At 68.7% G+C, this 21,493-nt stretch carries 16 protein-coding genes; 3 read left to right on the top strand and 13 right to left on the bottom strand.

Translation table 11 applies throughout. The annotated features are described in order from the left end of the window. Positions 1 to 568: 568 nt before the first annotated feature. The 11 genes from LPH33_RS00980 to LPH33_RS00930 all read right to left on the bottom strand — a co-directional run bounded on the left by LPH33_RS00980 (position 569) and on the right by LPH33_RS00930 (position 14,867). A complete protein-coding gene (locus tag LPH33_RS00980) occupies positions 569 to 1,528 on the bottom strand; it encodes a cutinase family protein (RefSeq protein WP_016692628.1) in 960 nt (319 codons plus the stop codon). 20 nt (positions 1,529 to 1,548) lie between these two features. Further along, positions 1,549 to 2,106, bottom strand: coding sequence for a DUF732 domain-containing protein (locus LPH33_RS00975; RefSeq protein WP_145691278.1), 558 nt, complete (start codon positions 2,104 to 2,106; stop codon positions 1,549 to 1,551). A 163-nt stretch (positions 2,107 to 2,269) separates the two neighbouring features. Beyond that, on the bottom strand, positions 2,270 to 4,186 hold the full coding sequence (locus LPH33_RS00970; RefSeq protein ID WP_016692626.1) for an alpha/beta hydrolase-fold protein: 1,917 nt from the start codon (positions 4,184 to 4,186) through the stop codon (positions 2,270 to 2,272). 258 nt (positions 4,187 to 4,444) lie between these two features. Next, a complete protein-coding gene (locus LPH33_RS00965; protein ID WP_088896824.1) occupies positions 4,445 to 5,455 on the bottom strand; it encodes an alpha/beta hydrolase in 1,011 nt (336 codons plus the stop codon). Between the two features lie 267 nt (positions 5,456 to 5,722). After that, positions 5,723 to 7,669, bottom strand: a complete 1,947-nt coding sequence (gene zomB, locus LPH33_RS00960; protein ID WP_301848054.1) for a flagellar motor control protein ZomB — start codon at positions 7,667 to 7,669, stop codon at positions 5,723 to 5,725. 4 nt (positions 7,670 to 7,673) lie between these two features. Beyond that, a complete protein-coding gene (locus tag LPH33_RS00955) occupies positions 7,674 to 8,579 on the bottom strand; it encodes a decaprenyl-phosphate phosphoribosyltransferase (protein WP_016692623.1) in 906 nt (301 codons plus the stop codon). After that, positions 8,576 to 9,067 (bottom strand): phosphatase PAP2 family protein, encoded by a 492-nt coding sequence (locus tag LPH33_RS00950; protein ID WP_026061215.1) that lies wholly within the window; start codon positions 9,065 to 9,067, stop codon positions 8,576 to 8,578. The genes LPH33_RS00955 and LPH33_RS00950 overlap by 4 nt, the downstream gene beginning before the upstream one ends. 103 nt (positions 9,068 to 9,170) lie before the next feature. Beyond that, complete coding sequence (locus tag LPH33_RS00945; protein WP_160877654.1) at positions 9,171 to 11,069, bottom strand: glycosyltransferase; 1,899 nt, start codon at positions 11,067 to 11,069, stop codon at positions 9,171 to 9,173. 50 nt (positions 11,070 to 11,119) lie between these two features. Then, positions 11,120 to 12,340, bottom strand: coding sequence for a UDP-galactopyranose mutase (gene glf, locus LPH33_RS00940; RefSeq protein ID WP_016692620.1), 1,221 nt, complete (start codon positions 12,338 to 12,340; stop codon positions 11,120 to 11,122). 72 nt (positions 12,341 to 12,412) lie between these two features. Next, a complete protein-coding gene (locus LPH33_RS00935; RefSeq protein WP_088896826.1) occupies positions 12,413 to 13,165 on the bottom strand; it encodes a MerR family transcriptional regulator in 753 nt (250 codons plus the stop codon). 142 nt (positions 13,166 to 13,307) lie between these two features. After that, positions 13,308 to 14,867: a SpoIID/LytB domain-containing protein gene (locus tag LPH33_RS00930; RefSeq protein WP_016692618.1), complete on the bottom strand. Its 1,560-nt coding sequence runs from the start codon at positions 14,865 to 14,867 to the stop codon at positions 13,308 to 13,310. Between the two features lie 273 nt (positions 14,868 to 15,140). On the opposite strand from LPH33_RS00930, the gene LPH33_RS00925 reads away from it, so the two are divergent. Continuing rightward, positions 15,141 to 17,276 (top strand): N-acetylmuramoyl-L-alanine amidase, encoded by a 2,136-nt coding sequence (locus tag LPH33_RS00925; RefSeq protein ID WP_229566780.1) that lies wholly within the window; start codon positions 15,141 to 15,143, stop codon positions 17,274 to 17,276. 25 nt (positions 17,277 to 17,301) lie between these two features. Here LPH33_RS00925 and LPH33_RS00920 read toward each other — a convergent pair whose 3' ends face one another. Both LPH33_RS00920 and LPH33_RS00915 read right to left on the bottom strand, forming a co-directional pair. Next, the gene (locus tag LPH33_RS00920; RefSeq protein ID WP_088896829.1) at positions 17,302 to 18,138 is read right to left on the bottom strand and encodes a Cof-type HAD-IIB family hydrolase; all 837 of its coding nucleotides are present in this window, start codon (positions 18,136 to 18,138) and stop codon (positions 17,302 to 17,304) included. A gap of 55 nt (positions 18,139 to 18,193) precedes the next feature. Then, a complete protein-coding gene (locus LPH33_RS00915; protein ID WP_229566778.1) occupies positions 18,194 to 19,009 on the bottom strand; it encodes a lysophospholipid acyltransferase family protein in 816 nt (271 codons plus the stop codon). A gap of 63 nt (positions 19,010 to 19,072) precedes the next feature. On the opposite strand from LPH33_RS00915, the gene LPH33_RS00910 reads away from it, so the two are divergent. Beyond that, on the top strand, positions 19,073 to 19,888 hold the full coding sequence (locus tag LPH33_RS00910; RefSeq protein WP_229566776.1) for a hypothetical protein: 816 nt from the start codon (positions 19,073 to 19,075) through the stop codon (positions 19,886 to 19,888). A gap of 52 nt (positions 19,889 to 19,940) precedes the next feature. Then, positions 19,941 to 21,491 carry a Rieske 2Fe-2S domain-containing protein gene (locus tag LPH33_RS00905; protein WP_229566775.1) on the top strand — a complete coding sequence of 517 codons (1,551 nt, stop codon included), beginning with the start codon at positions 19,941 to 19,943 and terminating at the stop codon, positions 21,489 to 21,491. The last annotated feature ends 2 nt before the right edge of the window (positions 21,492 to 21,493 follow it).

Below are 21,493 nucleotides of genomic sequence, written 5' to 3'. Positions count from 1 at the left end.
GTTCCTCGAACGTGTCCATCGACCCCAGATCACGAATATGTTACAGATCGGCATCACGCGCACCCTCGCAAAGTGCGGACGCCGGGAGGAACGCTTCCCCTTGCACACGGGAAACACAAAGATACGACATGGTCGTCTTCACACACACATTCCGTGCCCGCCGAAGGGGAACAGCACACGATCCGATTGTGTGCGACGGTTTTTCGACGCCGGCACCAGCCGGCGACGCGACCCGCCGCCCTCTGCTGCCCAGGATCGGCGCCCCGGAACGTACGCCCGACCGACGCGAGAGCTCGTGACAAGGATCATTCCCGGTCGCGGGCCGTCGCTACGCCCCCGGAGGGGGCCGGCCGTTCGCCGTGCCGTCGCTGGCACCATGAACCTCTTCTCCTGTGGCAGTCGTCGTGCGCCACGATCCCGGACGGCCGGGCACGCAGCCGAGGGATGAGTCTAAAGGCAGCCCGTCTTTCGAGTGTACCGGGTGGTGAGATCGGACACTACCCGCGAGTAATATGTGGGAGGGTTCACTCGAGCCCGAACCCTCCCTGCGTGCGGCGACAACCGCACCTCACTCTTCTGCGGGTTCCGGTGCGGCGTCGATCTTCTCCGCCGCCCAGTTCGCGATCCACTGCGTCGCGGTGGTGCCGTTCTCGTCCACGACGTAGGTGTTGTACATCGCGTGGATCGGGTTGTTGACGTACTCGAGCAGGCGCGGAGCGGCCGACATCCAGTTGGCGGGATTCAGCGCGTTCGGCGGTGCGTCGCAGATGCTGTCGGTGGGCGCGCAGATCTGGATGGTGCGGTCGTCGAGTTCCCCGAAGCCGCCGGCACGCGCGCCGGTCATCGTGATACCCGGCAGTCGCAGTCCGTCGAGCGACAGTTCGGCACCCACTCCGGCGACGGGGGCACCGATGTCGGTGCCCGAGACCCCGTCGCGGCGCCCGTCGGCGATGAGCGCGACACCGAGCACCCGGTCGGCGGGCACCGGGCCGTTACCGGCACCGATCTGCGCGGCGACGTCGCCCACGATCACGGCGCCCTGCGAGAAACCGGTGAGCACATAGGTGGTCAGCGGGCACTCGGCCGAGCGGCGCGCGAGGATGTCGGTGGTGGCCGCGAATCCCTCACTGCGGCTGTTGTTGTAGGACTGCTGGCCGTCCGGCGGGATCGCGATGGGGTTCGAGAACTGCGCGACGTACGGCACCGTGTAGACGTCGGCGCGCTGGGCGTCGAAACGCTCCTGCAGCGGCCGGGTCACGTTGAGCATGAGCGAGTACGGGTTCGCGGCCGGAGCGTACGGATCGTCGCCCACCGCGGACTCCCAGGTGCCCGGCACCGCGACGACCTGCACGTCGGGGCACGAGGCCGGCTGCGACTGCGGCTCCTCCGGCCCCGGCGGGGTGGGAATCGGCGACGGGATGTCGAGCCGCCCCGCGAGCATGTACCAGAGCACCAGCACGATCGCCAGGACGAGCAGCGCCCCCACGACCACGATCCTGCGTCCGCGACGCTGCTTCGTCCTGACCATTCGTGCTGTCCCCGCGTTTCCTAGTTGCAGTACGTCTCGCCGGCGACGGCGATGTACGTGTCGGCCGTCGAGGAGGCCTGCTCCTCCGACAACTCGACACCACCGGCTGCAGCATCACTACCCACGAGCGCGGTCACGAACACCTTGATCTCCTCCGGAGACCCGCCCTGCGCCTGGGCGCTGCAGATGTAGTCGGCGATGTTCACCGCGCCGGTCTCGTCGCTGGGCTCGACACCCTCGGCGCGGAGACCGTCGAGGAAGGCCTGGGCGCCGGGCGTGGGAGCGGGTGCCGCACCCGTGCCGGCTCCCGTGTCCTCACCGGCGTCGGGCGAGGACGGAGCCGGGGACGCGTCGCTCGTCTCGGCCTCGTCCGTGCTCTCCGCCCCGGCGGCGCCGGTGGACGTCTCTGCCGCGGAGGTCGATGCCGACGTCGAGGTCTCCGTGGCGGCAGACGTCGTCGGCGTGTTCGTCGCGGTGGAGTCGTCGCTTCCGCACGCGGAGAGAACTGCCGTGGCGGTCAGTGCCGCGGCGAGGGCGCCGAGGACTCGGGTCGAGCGCGAGCGGGTCCGTGAAGGCATGTGGTGGGGTCCTCACATCCGGGATGTCGGTCGAACTTGGTCAGATGCGCCCCAGGCTACAGAGCGGCCCGTGCGGCCGGTAGAAGCGTCCCGCCTCCCCCAGTTGCACGGGCCGACCCGCTTCGCGATCGGCGGCCGCACGGGCCGCCCCGCTGTCGTCCGTTTACGGCTGCAGCTTCACCTCGTCGCCGTCGAGGGTGATGAAGCCGTTCTGGAAGTTCTGCTGCACGCCCTTGCCGTCCACGGCCGGGAACTCGTCGCTGATCGGCAGACCCAGACGTCCTTCGGCACCCTTCTCGGCGAGCCACGCCTCGAGAATCTTGCCGCGGACCGGCCAGGCGCCGGTGAGCGGGCTCCAGTAGATGTTGCCGTGCTGGAACTCGTTGAAGCGACCGTCGCGCCCTGCGGGCTGCTCGCTGCTCGTCGGGTAGCCCAGGATGCCCGTCTCGTAGCCGAGCTGGGAGTACTTGTCGAGGATCATGCCCTGCACGCCGTGGGCGCCGGTGTCCTCGCTCCAGTACATGGCACCGATCTCGAAGCCCTGAACCGCGCCGCGACCGTCGGGGGTCGCCGCCTCGTCGAGGATCGGGTAACCGAGGGGGCCGCCCTCCCAGCCCTGGTTCTTCCATTCCTCGAAGATCTTGCCGCGGACCGCGTGGGCGCCGTGTTCGGGCGTCCAGTAGATCGCGCCGTTCCGGAAGTGGTTGAACCGTCCGCGTCCGTCGGGAGCGACGCGTTCCTCGGTGGTCGGGTAGCCGAGCTGTCCGGCCGGACCGCCGACGCCCTGGTAGGCGCCGCCGATCGCACCCGCGACCGGCACCGTCGTGCCCTCGGACGAGAAGACGCGGCCGAAGCGGAAGTCCTGCACCTTGCCACCGGCGACGTCGTATTCACCGGTGAGGCAGTCGCCGAGCCAGCCGTTCGCGTTCGCCACGTCGCCGAAGGCACCGGTGGCCTGGCACTCGGGCTTGTCGACCCCGACCCCGAGGGTGTTGGCGAGCTGCGGCCACAGCTGGTGCAGTTCGAACTCCCAGTACTTCCACGTGTGGGTGCCCGACGGCCGGTACACGATCTGGGCCGGGATGCCCTGCTTCTTGAGCTTCGTCGCGAACGCCTGCGAGGTGAGGCGCGAGAGGATCTCGAGGCCCATACCGGCGTAATTGGTGCTGACACCGGGGATGCCCGACGGATCGTCGTACGGGCCGGTGGTGCCGCTGCCGCTCGAGACGTACAGGCTCACACCCTTGAGCTTGTCGGCGAGCAGATAGGGATCGTGCGACTCCCAGCCGTCGGAGCCGGGCGCACCCCACATCGCCTCGGAGTCGAAACCGCCGGCGTCCTGCATCGCGTAGTGGATGGCCTCGGGCATGCCGAGGGTGGTCGTGGTGAGGATGCCGGACAGCGATGCCGCGAACTGCGCGAAGCCCGGGTTGCGGGCGGGCAGGAACATCGCGGCGGTACCGCCCATCGACAGGCCGACGACGCCACGCTTGTCGGTGGTGCGCCAATCGCGTTCGAGGAGCGGGGGAAGTTCCTTCGTCAGGAAGGTCTCCCACTTGTAGTTCTGTCCGTTGTTCTGGTCGATCCAGTCGGAGTAGAAGCTCGACTGGCCGCCCACCGGCAGCACGACGTTGACGTTCTTGTCGGCGAAGAACGCTTCCGCGTCGGTCTCGAGCGTCCACCCGTTCTCGTCGTCGCGCGCACGCATGCCGTCGAGCATGAACACCGACGGGAACTTCGCGTCGGGCTTGCTGTTCCAGTCGCGCGCGAGCAGCAGCTGCACCTGGATCGGCGTCCCCATCGACGGCGAGTCGATCCACAGGGCGACGCGACGATCGGTGAGCCAGTCGACGGAACGGACGGTGGCGCCGGCGGTGCTCGTCGGGCCGGACTGGGCGATGAGCGGATCGGCGGTGGCCACCGAGACGGTGGTCAGACCTGCGGCGACGGGCGCGACGAGGGCTGCGGCGATCAGTGCGAGCGCACGGGATCTCCCGCTCCGCGCACCCGCAACGCGAGCCGCTCTCCTGCTCGGCCCCGTCCGTCGCTCACCGTGCTCGAGCTCAGTTCGCATCTGCATCGCTCACTTTCTGCGTTGCCGGATTTCCTGCCGAAGTGCGGCTTCGGGTGGACCGCGACGGCGGCAGTGGCAGTGCGCCCCGGCTGGATGTGCCGACTCGGGATACCGGAGTCCCGGATGTTGTTTCTACACCGGCGGCACCCGGAATCGCGGGTGCCGCGCTGTGACAGGTGAGAAAATTGTTGCAGAAAGTTACGACGCCGCCCACTCACCTGATGGTGAGCGGGCGGCGTCGTCGCTAGCAGTGCGTACCGGGGATCAGAACCCGTTCAGCGCCTCGAGGATCTGCGGGCGTGCCTTCCAGAGCTGATCCTCCCAGTACTTCCAGGCGTGCGTGCCGCGCGCCGGGAAGTCGAAGGTGGCCGGGATGCCGAGCGTGGCCAGCTTGATCTGGAACGCGCGGGTCTGGGCGAGGGACAGCGCCTCGAGGGCCATGCCGTTGGCCGTGTTGTAGTAGCCGACGAAGCCCTGCGGGTTGTCGTGCTCACCGGGCAGACCGCTGGCGGCCGAGATGTACAGCGACAGACCCTCGAGCTTCGGAGCGAAGACGAACGGGTCGTTGCGCAGCCAGGCCGGGCTCCACGGCGGGCCCCACATCGAGTCGACGTTGAAGCGGCCGGCGTCGAGCATCGCCACGCGGATGGCCTCACGCATGCCGGGAGCCGACAGGTTGAGGTAGCCGGACAGCGACGACGCGAACTTGAACTGGTCGCGGTGGTAGGCGGCCAGGGTCAGGGCGGCGGAGCCACCCATCGACAGGCCGAGGATGCCGTTGTTGTTGCGCGAGACACCACGGGTAGCGAGGTAGTCGGGCAGCTGCTCCGTCAGGAACGTCTCCCACTTGTAGGTGATGTCCTGGCCGTTCAGGTTGGACGGCGCGTACCAGTCGGTGTAGAAGCTCGACTGTCCGCCGACCGGCATGATGAGGCTGACGTTGTCGTTCGCGAACTGCTGCAGGGCGTTCGTCTCGAACGTCCAGGCGTTCGCGTCGTCCCGGGCGCGAAGGCCGTCGAGCATGTAGAGCGCCGCGTCGCCACCGCGCGCAGCCCACTGGATCTGAACCTTGATCGGGCCCATGTCGGACTCGACGAAGACCTCTTCGAAGCCCCCTGCAGGTGCGCGGTGCGAGACCGGCGCTCCCTGCGCCGGCGCGGCGACGGCGGCGGTGGTTCCGACGAGGCCGGCAGCCACGGGGAGGACCAGAGCTGCTGCGGCGGTGCCGAGCAGTCGCCGTCGAAGGCCCTGCCTCAACCTCGGGACAAAACGCATGAACAATGCTCTCTTTCTCGTCTGCGGCGTCCGCGTTCGCGTCCCCCGGATTCCGGCGATGACGACCGCGGAAGGCCGCCCCAAGTCACACTGCGGTCAAAACTGTAAAGGACCGCGTGATCTCTGACAAACCCTGGTTTCAACAGCTCTTGGGCACCTCTTGACCTGTAGGTCAAGCACGCGCTGCCGGAAAGTTACCCATCCGTGATGCGCCGTGATCCTATCGAGACGGTCGAAGGGGGCCAAGTTGATCTCGGTGTCCGGCCGTCACCCCCGCGGCGGTGGCATCGGCAGGTCACAACGCTGGATCTCGTACTCCGGCACCCGTTCGATCCGGTACGAGGCGTAGTCGAGCGCGTTGCGCAGGTTCCTCTTGAACAGCGGCCAGGTCAGTTCCGCACTCGAGGAATCGATCAACTCCCGGGTCTCGGGACAGGTCAGCGCGGTCTTCGCCATCGCGACCCAGTCCTCGTCGAGATAGCCCGGCATCCACGGATGCACGTCGACCATGCCCGAATCGGCGACCACCCAGTCGGGGAACAGGATCTTGTCGTGGCCGATCCGGCCGTCCTCGAGACGCTCGGTGTGCGCGGCGAGCGGGTAGGCCAGACCCATCTGGTCGACGACCCGCACGTCCAGACCCGTGTTCATGCTGGTCATACCCAGGTTCAGGAAGAACACCGTATGTCCGGCACCACCCGGTGGGATGGGCTCGGGCGGCGGCACGACATCCCACGCGTCGAAGGAGGGAGTCGGCAGCAACAACCCGCCGTTCGGGGTGTTCGCGATGGCCTCGACCATGGCCCGCATGCGCGGGTAGTCGAGATAGTCCTCGGCCCGGATGGGATGCAGATGCCCGGTGTTGAGGGCGTAGAAGGCGCGCTCGTCGACGATGCCGGAGCGGCCCACCACAGCGCCTTCGGTCATGCCGGTCGTGTTGGCCGCAGCGGCCGTCCACACCACGGTGCCCAGCCACAGCACGGCCAGCGCACCCGCGACCTGCGTCGGCCGGTTGTTGCCGATCTCTGCCCGGTCCGGGACCCGCAGTGGGACGACGGCAACGGGCAGGAGCAGGCAGAACAGCGGCGGCAGGAGGACGCGGCCGTGCATGAAGTCGCCGCCCACACGCAGCGAGTACAACGCGAGCAGCACGCCCGAGCCGAGGAACAGCACGACGACGGCGGTCGGCGTGCGCAACAGGTTCTGCGCCCAGGTCAGGGTGGCCCGCACGTCGCGCGGATCGGGACGTGCCGCCGCGGCGGTGAGGCCCGCGGCGTCACGGCTGGTCGCGAGGACGAGCGCGGCGAGGATTGTGAGGAACAACAGCGGCAGCCACAGCAGATACGGCGAGACCAGGTTGCCGAGATATTCGAGGCCCTGCGACCACTTGGCACCACCGGCGTCCTTGGCGACCGCGGTGTTGGGATAGGGCAGTCCGTAGTAGCCCATGCGCCAGATCTGGTAGCCGACCGGGATCGCTCCGGCGACCGCGACCATCGCGATGCGAATGCGCAGGTCCAGGCCGGGCGCGAGGAACAGCATCGCGAGCGCGAGCACCGCGACCAGCGCGAGTTCGGGTCGCACGAGCGGGCCGAGTCCGGCGACGAACGCCGTGGCGAGGATCTGCCCCGTACCCGGAAGCGATCCGTCCCCTCCCGGCGTGGGGGTCGCCCACCGTGCCATGAGCAGCCACAGCAGACCGAGCCAGCAGATCACCAGGCAGGACTCGAGGCCCGAGGTGGCGAAATCGCGGGCGGGGGGCACCGCGATGTAGACGAGGACACCGGCGGGCAGGAGCAGCACGGTCCCCGTGGTGGCGCGCAGTCGCCACCGGTACAGGCGTGCGGCACCGAACATGGCGAGGACGATCGCGCCCGTCGACAACACGAGCGCGATCGTGAGCACCACGTATTCGAGGCGGAGGCCGGTGAGCCATCCACCCGCGTAGACGATGTACGTCCAGGCGGTGGAGGTGTTGGCCTCCACGCGCTCCCCCGCGTTGAACACCGGCCCGTTGCCGGCGAGGAGATTGCGCACGGTCCGCAGGACGATGAGGCCGTCGTCGGCGATCCAGCGCCGCTCCCACGCTCCCCAGAACATCAGGAACGCGGAGACGACCACACCGGCGGCGAACACGCCGCGGGCGAGGCGGTCACGCCGAACGGGCCGGACCGTACTGGACGGTCCGGCCTCGGTGTCGTGGACGCCGCGCACGACGTCAGAAGAGGTAGACAGCACCGCCGACCACCAGGATCCACACCACTGCGAGCAACTGCAGCACCCGGTCCTTCAGGGCGATCTCCTCGGGTTCGCCGGCTTCACCGCCGTCGACGTCGACCGCGTAGCGCAGGATGGCGACGACGAACGGGATCATCGAGATCGCGTACCAGTTGGAGCCGGCCACGTTGTCCTGCTCGAACGCCCACAGGCCGTAGCAGAGCACGACCGCCGTCGCCGCGACCGTCCACACGAACCGCAGGTAGGTCTCGGTGTAGTACTCGAGCGACTTGCGGATCTTCGCGCCGGTGCGGGTCGCGAGGCGCAGTTCGGCGTATCGCTTGCCGGCCGCCATGAACAGCGACCCGAACGCCATGATCAGCAGGAACCACTGCGACAGCGGGATCTCGGCGGCCACACCACCGGCGATGGCACGGATCAGGAAGCCCGACGACACGATGCAGATGTCGAGCACGGCCTGGTGCTTGAGCCCGAAGCAGTACGCGAGCTGGATGCCGATGTACACGGCCATGACGACGGCGAGCTGCCAGTTCGCGACGAACGACAGCGCGATCGAGCCGACGAGCAGCACCGCCGCGAGGATGTACGCGAGTCGCACCGGGAGCACGCCGGCCGCGATGGGCCGGAACCGCTTGGTGGGGTGTGCACGGTCGGCCTCGACGTCCATCGCGTCGTTGACGAGGTAGATGCCGGAGGCGGCCATGCAGAAGACGACGAAGGCGAGCGCGACGGGCAGCAGCACGTCGACCTGGGTGACCGAGCCGGCCGCCATCGGGGCCGCGAGCACCAGGACGTTCTTCACCCACTGTCGGGGACGGACCGCCTTGACGATCCCGGCGCCCAGGCTCTTGGGCGCCTCCTTGACGGGCGCCGGTTCCTCGCTCATCGATCTCCCCACTTCGTCTCTGCCCGCGCCACGACGGCCGCGGACGCCGCACCGAGTGCCGCACCCGCCAGTACATCCGTCGGATAGTGCACGCCCAGCACCAGGCGGGACAGCATCATGGGCGGCACGAGCACCGCGGGAAAGGGTAGCCCGGTGGTGCGGGCGAGCAGCACGGCCGCCGCAGTCGTGGACGTCACATGCGACGACGGGAAGCTCAACCGGCTCGGCGTGGACACGTTGACCTGCACCGTCGGGTCCACCGGCCGCGGCCGGCGCACGACCCGCTTGATCACGACGGACGCCGCGTGGGCACCGAACGCACCGACCGCCACGCTCGCCCACTTGCGGCGACGGGGGCGGTCGACGAGGGCGCCGGCGGCGCCGATCGCGATCCAGCCGAGTGCGTGCTCACCGAAGTGCGACATGCCGCGGGCGATCTTCGTCGCGGCGGGCACGGCACCGGCGGTGGCCTGGACGGTCTGCAGGATCCGGACCTCGGTGTCGGTGCTCCTCCAGTGACGTGCGGCCGCACCGTCCGCGGCTGCACCGTCCACAGCCGCACCGTCTGCGGTCGTGGCCGCAGCGCTGCTGTCAGTTGCCGATACCGAAGACACGCTCCCACTCCTCCTTGCTGGTCAGGGCGGGAACCGCGTCCCGGTACCGCTTCTTCATCTCGGGGAACCGGCGAGCGAGTTCGCGTCGCAACCGGAGCGCCTCCGTGAGCAGGGCCTGGGCCTGCGCACGATCGCGCTTACGGTAGACGACACCCCGACCGTCCGCCGTGGTGACCGTCACGCCGTCGACCTGCGAGAGCAGGAACCACCGCGCGTCGATGGTCGGCACGTTCAGCTGCGGCCGCTCGTGGTGCTCGCGGTTCTCGGGGCGCACGTTGTGCAGTACACCCTTCGCGAGACGCTTGACCTTCGCGACCGCACCCTCGGGCAGGCCCACGGCGCCGACCTCGGCGCCGGATGCCATCGGCAGTTCGGTCGACGACGGCAGCACCACCGCGTCGGGGAAGTTCTTCCGCAGTGCGTGCACCTCGCCGAGGGCGCGCGGCAGCAGATCGAACAGGTTCTCCGGGCCGGCGAGGAAGTCCTCGATGGCCTTGTTCTGGATCGCGACCGTCGAGTACTCGAGGCACACGAGGTGCTTGATCGTGGCCTTGATGGTGTCGAGCACCATCGCCTTGGGGTCGCCGTGCTGGTGCAGCGCGGCCACGACGAGCCGGTTGCGCAGGTGGAAGTACGCCTGCCAGTCGATGGCGTCGTCCTTGTCGCTCCACGCCATGTGCCAGATCGCGGCGCCGGGCATCGTCACCGTCGGGTAGCCGGCCTCGCGGGCCCGGAGGCCGTACTCGGCGTCGTCCCACTTGATGAACAACGGCAGGGGCTGGCCGATCTCCTCCGCGACGACGCGCGGGATCATGCACATCCACCAGCCGTTGAAGTCGACGTCGATGCGGCGGTGCAGGAGCTTCGAGTTCTCCCGGTCGCGCAGCGGCTTGGTGGAGAAGTCGTGGTCGTACTCGACGTTCGGGGCGGCACCCCACATGAAGTTCGCGCGGTGGATGACCTCGCCCATGGTGTGCAGGTGGCTGCGTTCCTGCAGGTTGAGCATCTGCCCGCCGACGAGCATCGGGGTCCGCGCGAAACGCGACAGGGCGAGGGCGCGCAGGATCGAGTCGGGTTCGATCTCGATGTCGTCGTCCATGAACAGGATGTAGGGAGCATCGGTGGTCTTCAGCGCCTCGTACATGATGCGGCTGTAACCACCGGAGCCACCGAGGTTGCCCTGGTCGTGGATGACGAGGCGAGCACCGAAGGGTTCGGCGGCCTCCGCGAAGTCGGCCTCGTCGCGCACCTTGCGGGTGCCCTGGTCCGGGATGATGACGGCGTCGACGACGTCCATCACCAGCGGGTCGGACGCGAGCGCACGCAGCGCCTTCACGCAGTCGGCGGGACGGTTGAAGGTCGGGATGCCCACGGCGACCGAGGCACGGCCGGGCGCCTCGACGGGTGCGTACCAGCCGGCGGCGTGCAGGGTGACGTCGCTGTCGGTGGTCACGTCGAACCACAGCCAGCCGCCGTCCTCGAACGGACCGAGGTCGGCGTCGATCTCGACGATCGTCTCCGTTCCGCGGAACTCACGTCCGGTGACGTGGATGCGGCTCGAGTCGGCCTTGCTGCGGTACAGGTCGACGCGGCCGTGGCCGGTGAGCTCGAGACGCAGCACCACCGAACCGAGCGTGCTCCAGCGACGCCAGTAGCTCGCCGGGAAGGCATTGAAGTAGGTGCACAGCGACACCTCGGACTCCGCGCCGATCGCCAGCGTCGTCCGGCTCGTCGCGTGGGCGCGACGCGCATTGGTGGGCGACTCCTCGAGGTAGAGCGTGCGCACGTCGAGGGGCTCGCCCGGTCGCGGCAGGATGATGCGCTGCAGCAACGACCGGCCGAGCAGGCCGTCCTGCTCCGCGACGGGAACACTCACGGCCGCCTCGTGCTTGCCGGCGTTCGCGGCCGCGGCGTGCTTCGCGGCGCTCACGAGGCATCCCCGGCGATGGGCGCTCCCGATTCGAAGTGCGGGGCCAGGACGTTGTCGAACATCGACAGCGCGCTGGCGATCGCCATGTGCATGTCGAGGTACTGGTAGGTGCCGAGTCGGCCACCGAAGAGCACCTTGTTCTCGGCTGCTTCCTGCTTCGCGAGGGCGCGGTAGGCGCCCAGCTTCTCGCGGTCCTCGGAGGTGTTGATCGGGTAGTACGGCTCGTCGTCGTTCTCGGCGAACCGCGAGTACTCCCGCATGATGACCGTCTTGTCGGCCGGGTAGGTGTCGCGCTCGGGATGGAAGTGCCGGAACTCGTGGATCCGGGTGTAGGGCACGTCGGCGTCGTTGTAGTTCATGACCGGGGTGCCCTGGAAGTCGCCGGTGGGCAGCACCTCGGTCTCGAAGTCGAGGGTGCGCCATCCGAGGCGACCCTCGGAGTAGTCGAAGTAGCGGTCGAGCGGGCCGGTGTAGACGACGGGAGCGTCGGGGCTGGCCGCGCGGATCTCGTCGCGCACCGCGAACCAGTCGGTGTCGAGCCGGACCTCGATCCGCTCGTCCTTCGCCATGTTCTCGAGCCATGCCGTGTAACCGTCGACCGGCAGACCCTCGTAGGTGTCGTTGAAGTAGCGGTTGTCGAAGGTGTAGCGGACGGGCAGCCGGGTGATGTTGCCGGCGGGCAGTTCCTTCGGGTCGGTCTGCCACTGCTTGGCCGTGTAGTCGCGGACGAACGCCTCGTAGAGGGGGCGGCCGATCAGGGAGATGGCCTTCTCCTCGAGGTTCTTCGCCTCGGCGGTGTCGATCTCGGCGGCCTGCTCCTTGATGAGGGCGCGTGCCTCGTCGGGACTGAAGTACCGGCCGAAGAACTGCGACACCAGTCCGAGACCCATCGGGAACTGATAGGCCTGGCCCTTGTGCATCGCGAACACGCGGTGCTGGTAGCCGGTGAAATCGGTGAACTGGTTCACGTAGTCCCACACCCTCTTGTTGGAGGTGTGGAACAGGTGGGCACCGTACTTGTGGACCTCGATTCCGGTTTCCGGCTCGGGCTCGGAGTACGCGTTGCCACCGAGGTGGTGGCGACGCTCGATCACGAGCACTCGCTTGCCGAGCTGCGTGGCCGCGCGCTCGGCGATCGTCAGTCCGAAGAATCCGGAGCCGACGACGATCAGGTCGTACTCACCGGTGGAGGGCTGGGGCGCTGATGCAGCAGTCACGGGAGACCAGGGTATGCGACTCCGTCGCGGAGGTGCCCTCTCGGTCCGGGCGGACCGAGAGGGCCGTCACACTCACACGTAGTGGATGAGCGCGTCACGGACGAATTCGGCGCCTTCACGTCCTCCGTAGTTCGCTGCGAAACGCTCGTCCTCGACGTACATGTCGGCGAGACCGAGCACGTACTCCCGCGGACTGCCCTCCGCAGTGCCGCCTCCCGGGGTGCCCGGAATCGACGACAGCCAGGCGACGTGCCGCCGCGCGAGGTCCTGTGCTTCGGGCCCGGCGGGGTCCAGCCCGGCCCGGGCCGCCGCGGTCCAGTCGTGGTTCAGCTGCTCGACCTGTTTCATCCAGTCGTGCCTGGCGGCGTCGTCCATGCCCCGCCACCACCGGTCGCCCGAGTCGTAGGCGTCCTTGCCCCACCGTTCGATCACTTCGTCCCGGTGCTGCGTGTGGTCGAACCCGTCGAACACTTCGTCTGCCACGAGTTCCTCCCCTCTCTCCGTCTTCGCCAAGGTGGTGCGCACCGCCGCGATACGGCGGTCCAACTGCCGGCGCTCGTGTTCGAGCAGGTCGAGGTGGGTGCGCAGTGCGCTCGCGGTGTCGTCGTGACCGGCGAGCACGTCGCGGATCGCGGGCAGGGCCAGCCCCAGGTCGCGGAGCAGCAGGATGCGCTGGAGACGCACGAGTGCGTCCTCGTCGTAGAACCGCATGCCGTTGCTGCCGGTGCGGCTCGGACGCAGCACCCCCACCTCGCCGTAGTGCCGCAGCGTGCGGCTGGTGACACCGGCGGCGCGTGCCAGTTGCTGGATCGACCATTCCCGCACGTGCCCACCTCCTCTTCTTTCCGGCTACGACCAGCGTGCATCTTGACGTTGCGTCAATGTCAACACTCGTCGTCGGGGTGCCGGAACGCCACCGGCCGGTCGCCCCGTTCGGGCGACCGGCCGGTCGAGGTGTGCCGTGGGATTACTCGGCGCTACCCGTGCTCGGGAACCAGTCCTTCAGGAAGCTCGCGTCGATGACCTGAGCACCGAGGTCCGGTGTCCACACGATCGCGCCGCCGGTGAAGATCCGGAACTTGCCGATCTCGTCGGGCAGCATCAGCTCGGGGCCGATGGGCGAGCCGAGCACGCTGTCGACGCCGCCGAGATCCAGGTAGGCCTGCTCGATGGGCGAGGTGCCGGTGCCGCTGCCGAAGGGATCGGTGCCGGTCTCCGGGCCGGGTTCGGGTGCCGGAGTGACCTCCGGGGCGTCCTCGTCGATGCCTTCCTTGACGGTGAACCAGTCGGAGCGCAGTCCCAGCTTGGTCCGCGCCTCGGCACCCGTCGTCTCGATGGTGCGGTCGGAGCCGACCACACGGACGCGGGTCACGCGACCGCCTTCGGGGCCGAGATTGTTGCGGGAGAGCACCTCGAAAGCCTGGAGGTCGCCGACGCCGAACTTGCTGCCGATCTCGGCCGCCGTGAAGGTCTTGGCCCATTCGCGGTTCGGGGCGACCTTGTCGCCCTCGTCCTCGACGGGCGGGAAGGTGCCGCCGGCCGAGTAGCCACCGGTGGAGGCGGAGAACTCGCTGCGCACGACCTCGCCGTCCTTCATCAGGACGGTTCCGCGGGTGGTGCGCACACCGTCGTCCGTGCGCGGATCCTCGACGCCCGACCCGCCGTAGACCTGGCAGTCCGTGGTGTCGCAGGTCTGCCACTTCTCGTGACGCTTCTCGGCGAGGGCGTAGGAGCGCGCGGCGATGGCCTGTGCCCGCAGCGCCTCGGCGCCACCGGTGTCGGCCCAGCCGGGCAGTGCCTCGGCGGGGACCACGCTGCGCAGGTAGTCCTCGACGTGGAGGCGGTTGACGGTGCGCGGGGCGGTGCCGTCGAGCACCACACCGAGGGCACCGCGGTAGGTCTTGTCGTCCGAGCACATCGTCAGGTGCTCGTTCGCGGGACGGTCCTCGGCGAGGTCGATCGGATCGACCCACGGCAGGTCGGTGGCGGCCTGCCACAGCACGTCGCCGCTGCAGCCCTCCGTGACGACGACGTTCGCGCCGCCGTCCGGGGTGGGTGTCAGGTGCGCGGCCTCACCGGGCGCGAGCTGCTTGCCGGCGACGATCATGCCGGTGTCGGAGTAGACGTCGAGGGTGTGGTCGTCGCGGGCCATGAGACGCACCGCGATCATCGCGTCGTCGACCGTGCCGAGTTCGGTGCCGCCGTAGTAGTGGCCGATGATCCGTTCGGCGGTCCACCCGTCCTGGGCGTAGCCGTAGGCACCCCACTGCCCCATGCCGCGACCGTGGCCGTGACCGAAGCCGCTGAACGTGAAGGGAGTGTCGGCCGAAACCGCTTGCACGACACCCGGTGCCGCCTGGTTGCTCTGGACGAGCGCGCCGACGCCGGCTCCGACGAGCAGCGCGGGAGCGACCCCGATCGCGGCAGCACGGGCGACGGAGGGACGCCATCCGTTGCGCAGCGGCCTGCCGAGGATGATGCGCCGCCTCCGGATCTTGCCTCTGCGCCCGATGGACTGTCGTGACATGACGTTGCTCCCTCGTTGTCGCTGTAGGCGCGAACTCGTGATCCGCGATATCGGACAATTTCGACCGATCCTCAAGCTCAGGTTGAGGCTTAAGGTTTGCTGCGTCTAGTGTGACAAGAGTGACGGAGCTAGGCAACAAATGTCACAGAAGCAACACAAGAATCACGAGTTACAGAACTTTCGTGTCCGAACCGGACTACGGAAGCGACACATAAGGGACGATCCGAAGTCGGAACCGTCCGCTGGAGCACCAACGACAGGGAGTAGCAAACAGTGCCGCATCGCCGCCCCAAGCCGTCGATCGTCCTGGGTGCCGTCGCCGCCCTGGCCGTCGCGACGCCCTTCGCCGTCACCGGGCTGACCAGCACCGCTCCCGAGATCCGGAATGCCAACGACACCGTCGAGGCAGTGGCACCCGATATCGCGGAAGTCGTGCTCGCCTCGGTGCCCGACCTGATCATCCCGCTCGAGGAACTGACCGGCCTCAACCTGCCGGACCTCAGCCTGAAGGAGATCGTCGACGGGCTCCCGCAGATCACGACTGCTCCCGACCCGAACGGCGGACTCGTCCAGCGCGTCGGTGCGACCGTCAAGGAACTCACCCGCGACACCCCGTTCAGCCTCGTCGCCCTCGCCGCCGAGGACGTCGCCGCCACCGACGCGCTCATCCGCGCGCAGCACGACGACGGCAGCTGGGGTCCGTGGACCGCGACCCAGCCGATCGAGACCCGCGCCGACGACGCCACGAACGAGGGACGCTCCGGCACGGAACCGATCTACGTCGGCGCCACGCGTGCGGTGCAGGTGTTGCTGACGCCGCGTCCCGGCCCCGAACCGAACCTCGCCGGCGCGGAGGCCCCGCCGGCACCCGAAGCCCCTGCTCCCGCTCCCGAGGCACCCGCCCCGGAGGCACCCGCTCCTGCAGCCCCTGCTCCCGAGGCCCCGGCGGAGGCCCCGGTCCCCGTCGACGAGGCACCCGCGCCGGTCGCTGCACCCGCAGCCGATGCGCCCGACCTCGGATACGTGCCCGCATCGTCGTCCAAGCCGCTGCGCGAGAATCCGCTGCAGGCAGCTGCCGAGGCGGTCAGCGCCGTGCTCATCTCGCCCGGCAGCAGCGAGGCCGACGCGCGACTCGAGGACATCGCGAGCCCGCTCGGCAACTCCGGCCTGAAGGTGATCACCCGCCAGCAGTGGGGTGCCGACGAGTCGATGCGCTGCCAGAACCCGACCTACGACGACTCCCTCGGTGGCGCGACCGTGCACCACACCGCGGGCAGCAACAACTACTCCAAGGCCGAATCGGCCGAGATCGTGCGCGCGATCTACGCGTACCACGCACGCACGCTCGGCTGGTGCGACATCGGATACAACACGCTCGTCGACAAGTACGGCCAGATCTTCGAGGGTCGCGCCGGTGGTCTCGAGCGCAACGTCCAGGGCGCCCACGCGGGTGGGTTCAACGAGAACACGCACGGCATCGCGATGATGGGCGACTTCTCGACCCAGGCCCCGCCGCAGGCCGCGGTGGAGTCGGTCGGCAAGTTCCTCGGCTGGCGTCTGGCCCGCGCGGGACTGAATCCCAAGGGCCGCACCACGATGTACTCCGAGGGCACGTCGTTCACCCCGTACCCGCGCGGTGCGGCGGTGGATCTGCCGATCATCTTCGCGCACCGCGACGTGGGCAACACCAGCTGCCCGGGTGATGCCGGCTACTCGCAGATGGGCAAGATCCGCGACATCGCCGCCGCTGCGGCGAAGGGCGGTGGCGGTGGCACTGCCCCGCAGCCGTCCAACCCGCAGCCCTCGAACCCCCAGCCTTCGAACCCGTCACCGTCGAATCCGAAGCCGAACGTGCCGGACGTCAACGTCGGAGCGCTCGCCTCGGGCTCGGCCGACACTGCCGAAGGTGTCGTCGACGAACTGATCCGCCTCAGCGGCCACCCGCTGGTCCAGAAGTGGCTCGCCGAAGGCGGCGAACTCGGACGGCTCGGGCAGGCGGTGACCTCGATCCTTCCCGCGGTCAAGAGCGGTTTCGAACGAGTGAACTTCGTCAACGGTGCCATCTACACGTCACCGAACGGCGGCACGTGGACGGTACTCGGCGAGATCTACAAGGCGTGGGAGAAGAACGGACTCGACGCTGGTGAGCTGGGGTTGCCCACCAGCGACGAGTACCGGGTGCCGGACGGTTGGCGTTCGGACTTCGAGTTCGGCTCGCTGATCTTCAACGAGGTCACGGGTGTCGTCACCAAGGTGCTGCGCGCCTACGACGACGCCTACGACCAGGCGATGCAGGATCAGCCGGCCGACGTCGCAGGACCCGCACCCGAGGGTGCTCCTGCGCCCGAACCCGGACCCGAACCGGCACCTGCGCCGGAACCGGCACCCGAACCGGCGCCCGCGGGCTGACCCGCAGCGCACCGGTAGGAACGAGTCACCGCCACCACCGTTCGAGAACGCGGGCCACCCCGTCCTCGACGTTGGTGGCGGTGACTTCGTCTGCGACCGACTTCGCGTCCGGATGCGCGTTCTCCATCGCCACACCGTGACGCGCCATCGTCAGCATCGGGATGTCGTTGGGCATGTCGCCGAAGGCCGCGAGATTCTCGTGTGAGACGCCGAGCAGCCGGGCCATCTCCTGGAGACCGGACGCCTTCGTGACCCCCGCCGCGGAGATCTCGATGAGTCCGTGGGTCGTCGAATAGGTCACGTCGACCAGCCCATGCAGTTTCGGCACGAGAGCCTCCGCCATCTCCCGGCTGGTCGCGCCGGGGAGCCGGACGAGCAGCTTGATGGCGGGCTCACCGATCACCTCGTGCTCGGCGAGTTCGGTGTTGTCCGGATTCAGCCAGGCGTGCTCGTAACCGGGAGCGCTGACGAACTGCGGCGTCGCGGCGTCGTGGGCCCGCTCCCCCACCCGCTCCGCGGCCAGACCGCAACCGGGAAGTACCGACGAGGCCACCTCGGCGAGCCACGCCAGTTCGTCGACCTCGAGCACCGCGGCGCTGAGCACCCGGTCGGTGGAACTGTCGTAGAGCACGGCACCGTTCGCGCACACCGCCATCGGCGCGTAACCCAGCTCCTCGACCACCGGCGCGATCCAGCGCGGCGGGCGGCCGGTGGCCAGGACGAACGGAACACCGGAGTCGACGACCGCATGCACCGCGGCGCGGGTCCGATCGGACACCTTCTCGGTGTCGTCGATCAGGGTGCCGTCCACGTCCGTGGCCACCAATCCGGGACGCGACGCGTCCGTGGACGCAGGACGCACCGCGTCCGTGCTGTGGTCCCGATACGGCTCTCGACTCGACTCTGCGTTCACTCCGTCATTGTGCCGAAGTACCGCGGTCGCCGCCTGCGTCGTCGTTGCCGCTACCGGCAGCACCTTCACGGGCGGCACGTTCGCGGGCCTTCCGCGCGCGGCGCTCGGCGGCCACGGCCTCGTCCAGGGCGGTCGCCTCCTCGAGGGTCGGCGCGGATCCGCCCAGCCGGCGGGGCACCCAGTAGGCACCGGACTCGTGGGTGTAACCGTCCTGGACCCGGTGGAGCATCTCCTCCATGGTCGCGTGGAGCTGCGCGGTCATCTCCGCTGCCGGCTCGAACGGCTGGATGGGGGCGCCCACCTCGATGGTGATCGGGGTGTTCGTACGTCCGAGCCGCTTCGGGTGGCCCTTCGTCCACACCCGCTGCGACCCCCAGATGACCATGGGGACCACCGGGACACCGGCTTCGTTCGCCATCCGCGCCGCACCGGACCGGAACGCCTTGAGCTCGAAGCTGCGGCTGATCGTCTCCTCGGGGAACACGCCCACGAGCTGCCCGGCACGCAGCGCCTCCACGGCGAGTCGGTAGGACTCGCCGGCGTCGCCGCGGTCGACGGGGATGTGCTTCATCGCGCGCATCATGGGGCCGGAGACCTTGTGGTCGAAGACTTCCTTCTTCGCCATGAAGCGGATGTACCGCTTGGTGGCCCGGGCGGGGATCCCGGCGTAGGTGAAGTCCATGTAGCCGGTGTGGTTGATCGCGATGACCGCGCCACCCGTCGCCGGGATGTTCTCCGCCCCGGTGATCGAGAATTTCAGCCCTTGCGCTGCGAAGAGCGTGCGGGCGACACCGATGATGGTCCGATAGAAGGGTTCCACGCCGGTCAGCCTAGCGGGGCCCCGGTGGAGGAACGACCGTGATCATCGTCGAAAGGCAAAGCTGTGCGCACCCTCCCCCGAAAGCCCGACGTACTCGCACTCGCCGGCCTCGCCGTCGCCGTCGTCCCCACCGTCACCGGTTGCGAGGGCGACGGGCAGTCCGGCATCCCGTCCGAGAGTCCGGAGCCGAGCGCGGTGGACACCGTCGAGGAGACCACCACCCCCGCCGCGACGCCCACGGTGGTCGTCGGGGACGTCCCCGGCAATCCCGCCGCCACCGCGGCGCTGCAGGCGTGGACGAACGACCTCGCCGGCGGCGTCGATGTGGTGGGCAGGTGCTGGACGATCGCCCCGGAGCGGGCCCGGCAGATGTACGCCGACGTCGACGCGATCACCGCCGCGGTGCAACAGCCGGGCAGGGACGGCCAGTACGCGGTGACGTGGTCGGCCGGCGGCATCGACGTGTCCGTCCTGCGCAGCGAGATCGCGTCCGGCTACGCGTGCCCGTACGTGAACCCGACCGGTGCGCCGGGCTACACCGACGAGGACGCCCGCTACGCCGTCGAACGATTCCTGGGACGGGCGATCGGTGAGCCGGTGCACCCGGACGACACCGAGGAGCGGTACCCGCTGGTGTGTGAGGCGCGGGGCACATGGGATCCGTGGGGTACCGGGAACCCGGGCGTGCCGCCGCTGGCCACCGATCCCGACGTCCTCGGCGACCTCGAATCCTTCGACGCCGCGGCCGCCTCCGTCACGCCGATCTCGGAGGCGTACACGAGTGTGACGATTCCGATCGTGGAGGCCGACACACCCCGTGACCTGGTGGTCCTGCTCACGACGGGGAGCAACGGGTACTGCCTGGGCGCAATGGACTGACGGGCGGCGCCTACCCTGGTAGGCGTCGGTCAGCACGTCAGGAGGGTACGAAGTGCAGATCACCAGCGTCGGACACGCCGGTTTCCACATCCAGACCGAAGCGGGGTCCATCCTGTGCGATCCGTGGGTCACGCCCGCGTACTTCGCCTCGTGGGTGCCCTTCCCGGACAACACCGGTCTCGACTGGGACGCTCTCGGCAACGTCGACTACCTGTACGTCTCGCATCTGCACAAGGATCACTTCGATCCCGACACGCTGAGCAAGCACGTCAACAAGGACGCGACCGTCCTGCTGCCCGACTATCCGGTGCCGGACCTGCGTCGCGAGCTCGAGAAGCTCGGCTTCTCGAAATTCTTCGAGACCACCGACTCCGTCAAGCACACGGTGAGTGGGCCCGAGGGCGATCTCGACATCATGATCATCGCGCTGCGCGCGCCGGCCGACGGACCGATCGGCGACTCGGGCCTGATCGTCTCCGACGGCGAGTCGACCGTGTTCAACATGAACGACGCGCGGCCGATCGACATGGACGTCATGCACGAGGCGTTCGGGAAGATCGACATCCACCTGCTGCAGTACTCGGGCGCCATCTGGTACCCGATGGTCTACGACATCCCGAAGAAGACCAAGGCCAACTTCGGCAAGCAGAAGCGCCAGCGCGGCATGGACCGTTGCCGCAGCTACATCGACCAGGTCGACGCGACGTGGATCGTGCCGTCCGCCGGTCCGCCGGTCTTCCTCGACGACGACCTGCGCGACCTCAACGACGACCACGGCGACGAGGGCAACATCTTCCCCGACCAGCAGGTCTTCCTCGAGCAGCTGCGCATCCACGGCCGCGAGGGCGGTCTGCTCATGATCCCGGGTTCGGTGGTGGATCTGAAGGGCAGCGAGCACATGACGCTCACGCACCCGATCCCCGACGAGCAGGTCGAGGCGATCTTCACGAACAAGGCCGTCTACCTCGAGGACATGGCGCAGCGTTTCGCTCCGGTGATCGCGGCGCAGAAGGCGGCCTGGGCGCCCGCCGAGGGCGAGCCGCTGCTGCCCGCGCTCAAGGCGAAGTTCGAGCCGATCATGGCGCAGTCCGATCTCATCTGCGACGGCATCGGTTATCCGGTGGGTCTGGTGATGGGCGACGAGACCGTGGTGCTCGACTTCCCGAAGCGCGTCGTGCGCGAACCCATCGAGGGAGAAGGCAAGTACCGCTACGGTTTCCGCATCGCTCCCGAGCTCGTGCGCACGGTGCTGCGCGACGACGAGCCCGACTGGGTCAACACGATCTTCCTGTCCACCCGGTTCACGGCCTGGCGCATCGGCGGATACAACGAGTTCCTCTACACCTTCTTCAAGTGCCTGACCGACGAGCGCATCGCGTACGCCGACGGCTGGTTCGCCGAGGCACACGACGACTCGGCGTCGATCGAGTTGGGCGGCTACGAGATCCAGCGTCGCTGCCCGCACCTGAAGGCGGACCTGTCGAAGTTCGGTGTCGTCGACGGCACCACGCTGACCTGCAACCTGCACGGCTGGCAGTGGGATCTCGAATCGGGCCGCTGCAAGACGTCGAAGGGTCACGAACTGCGCAGCACCAAGCTGTGATC

The organism is Rhodococcus sp. RDE2, from assembly GCF_020885655.1.
In the GTDB taxonomy this organism is placed as follows: domain Bacteria; phylum Actinomycetota; class Actinomycetes; order Mycobacteriales; family Mycobacteriaceae; genus Rhodococcus; species Rhodococcus pyridinivorans.
The sequence above is the reverse complement of the archived record's forward strand: the minus strand, read 5'-3'. Positions and strand labels throughout refer to the sequence as shown.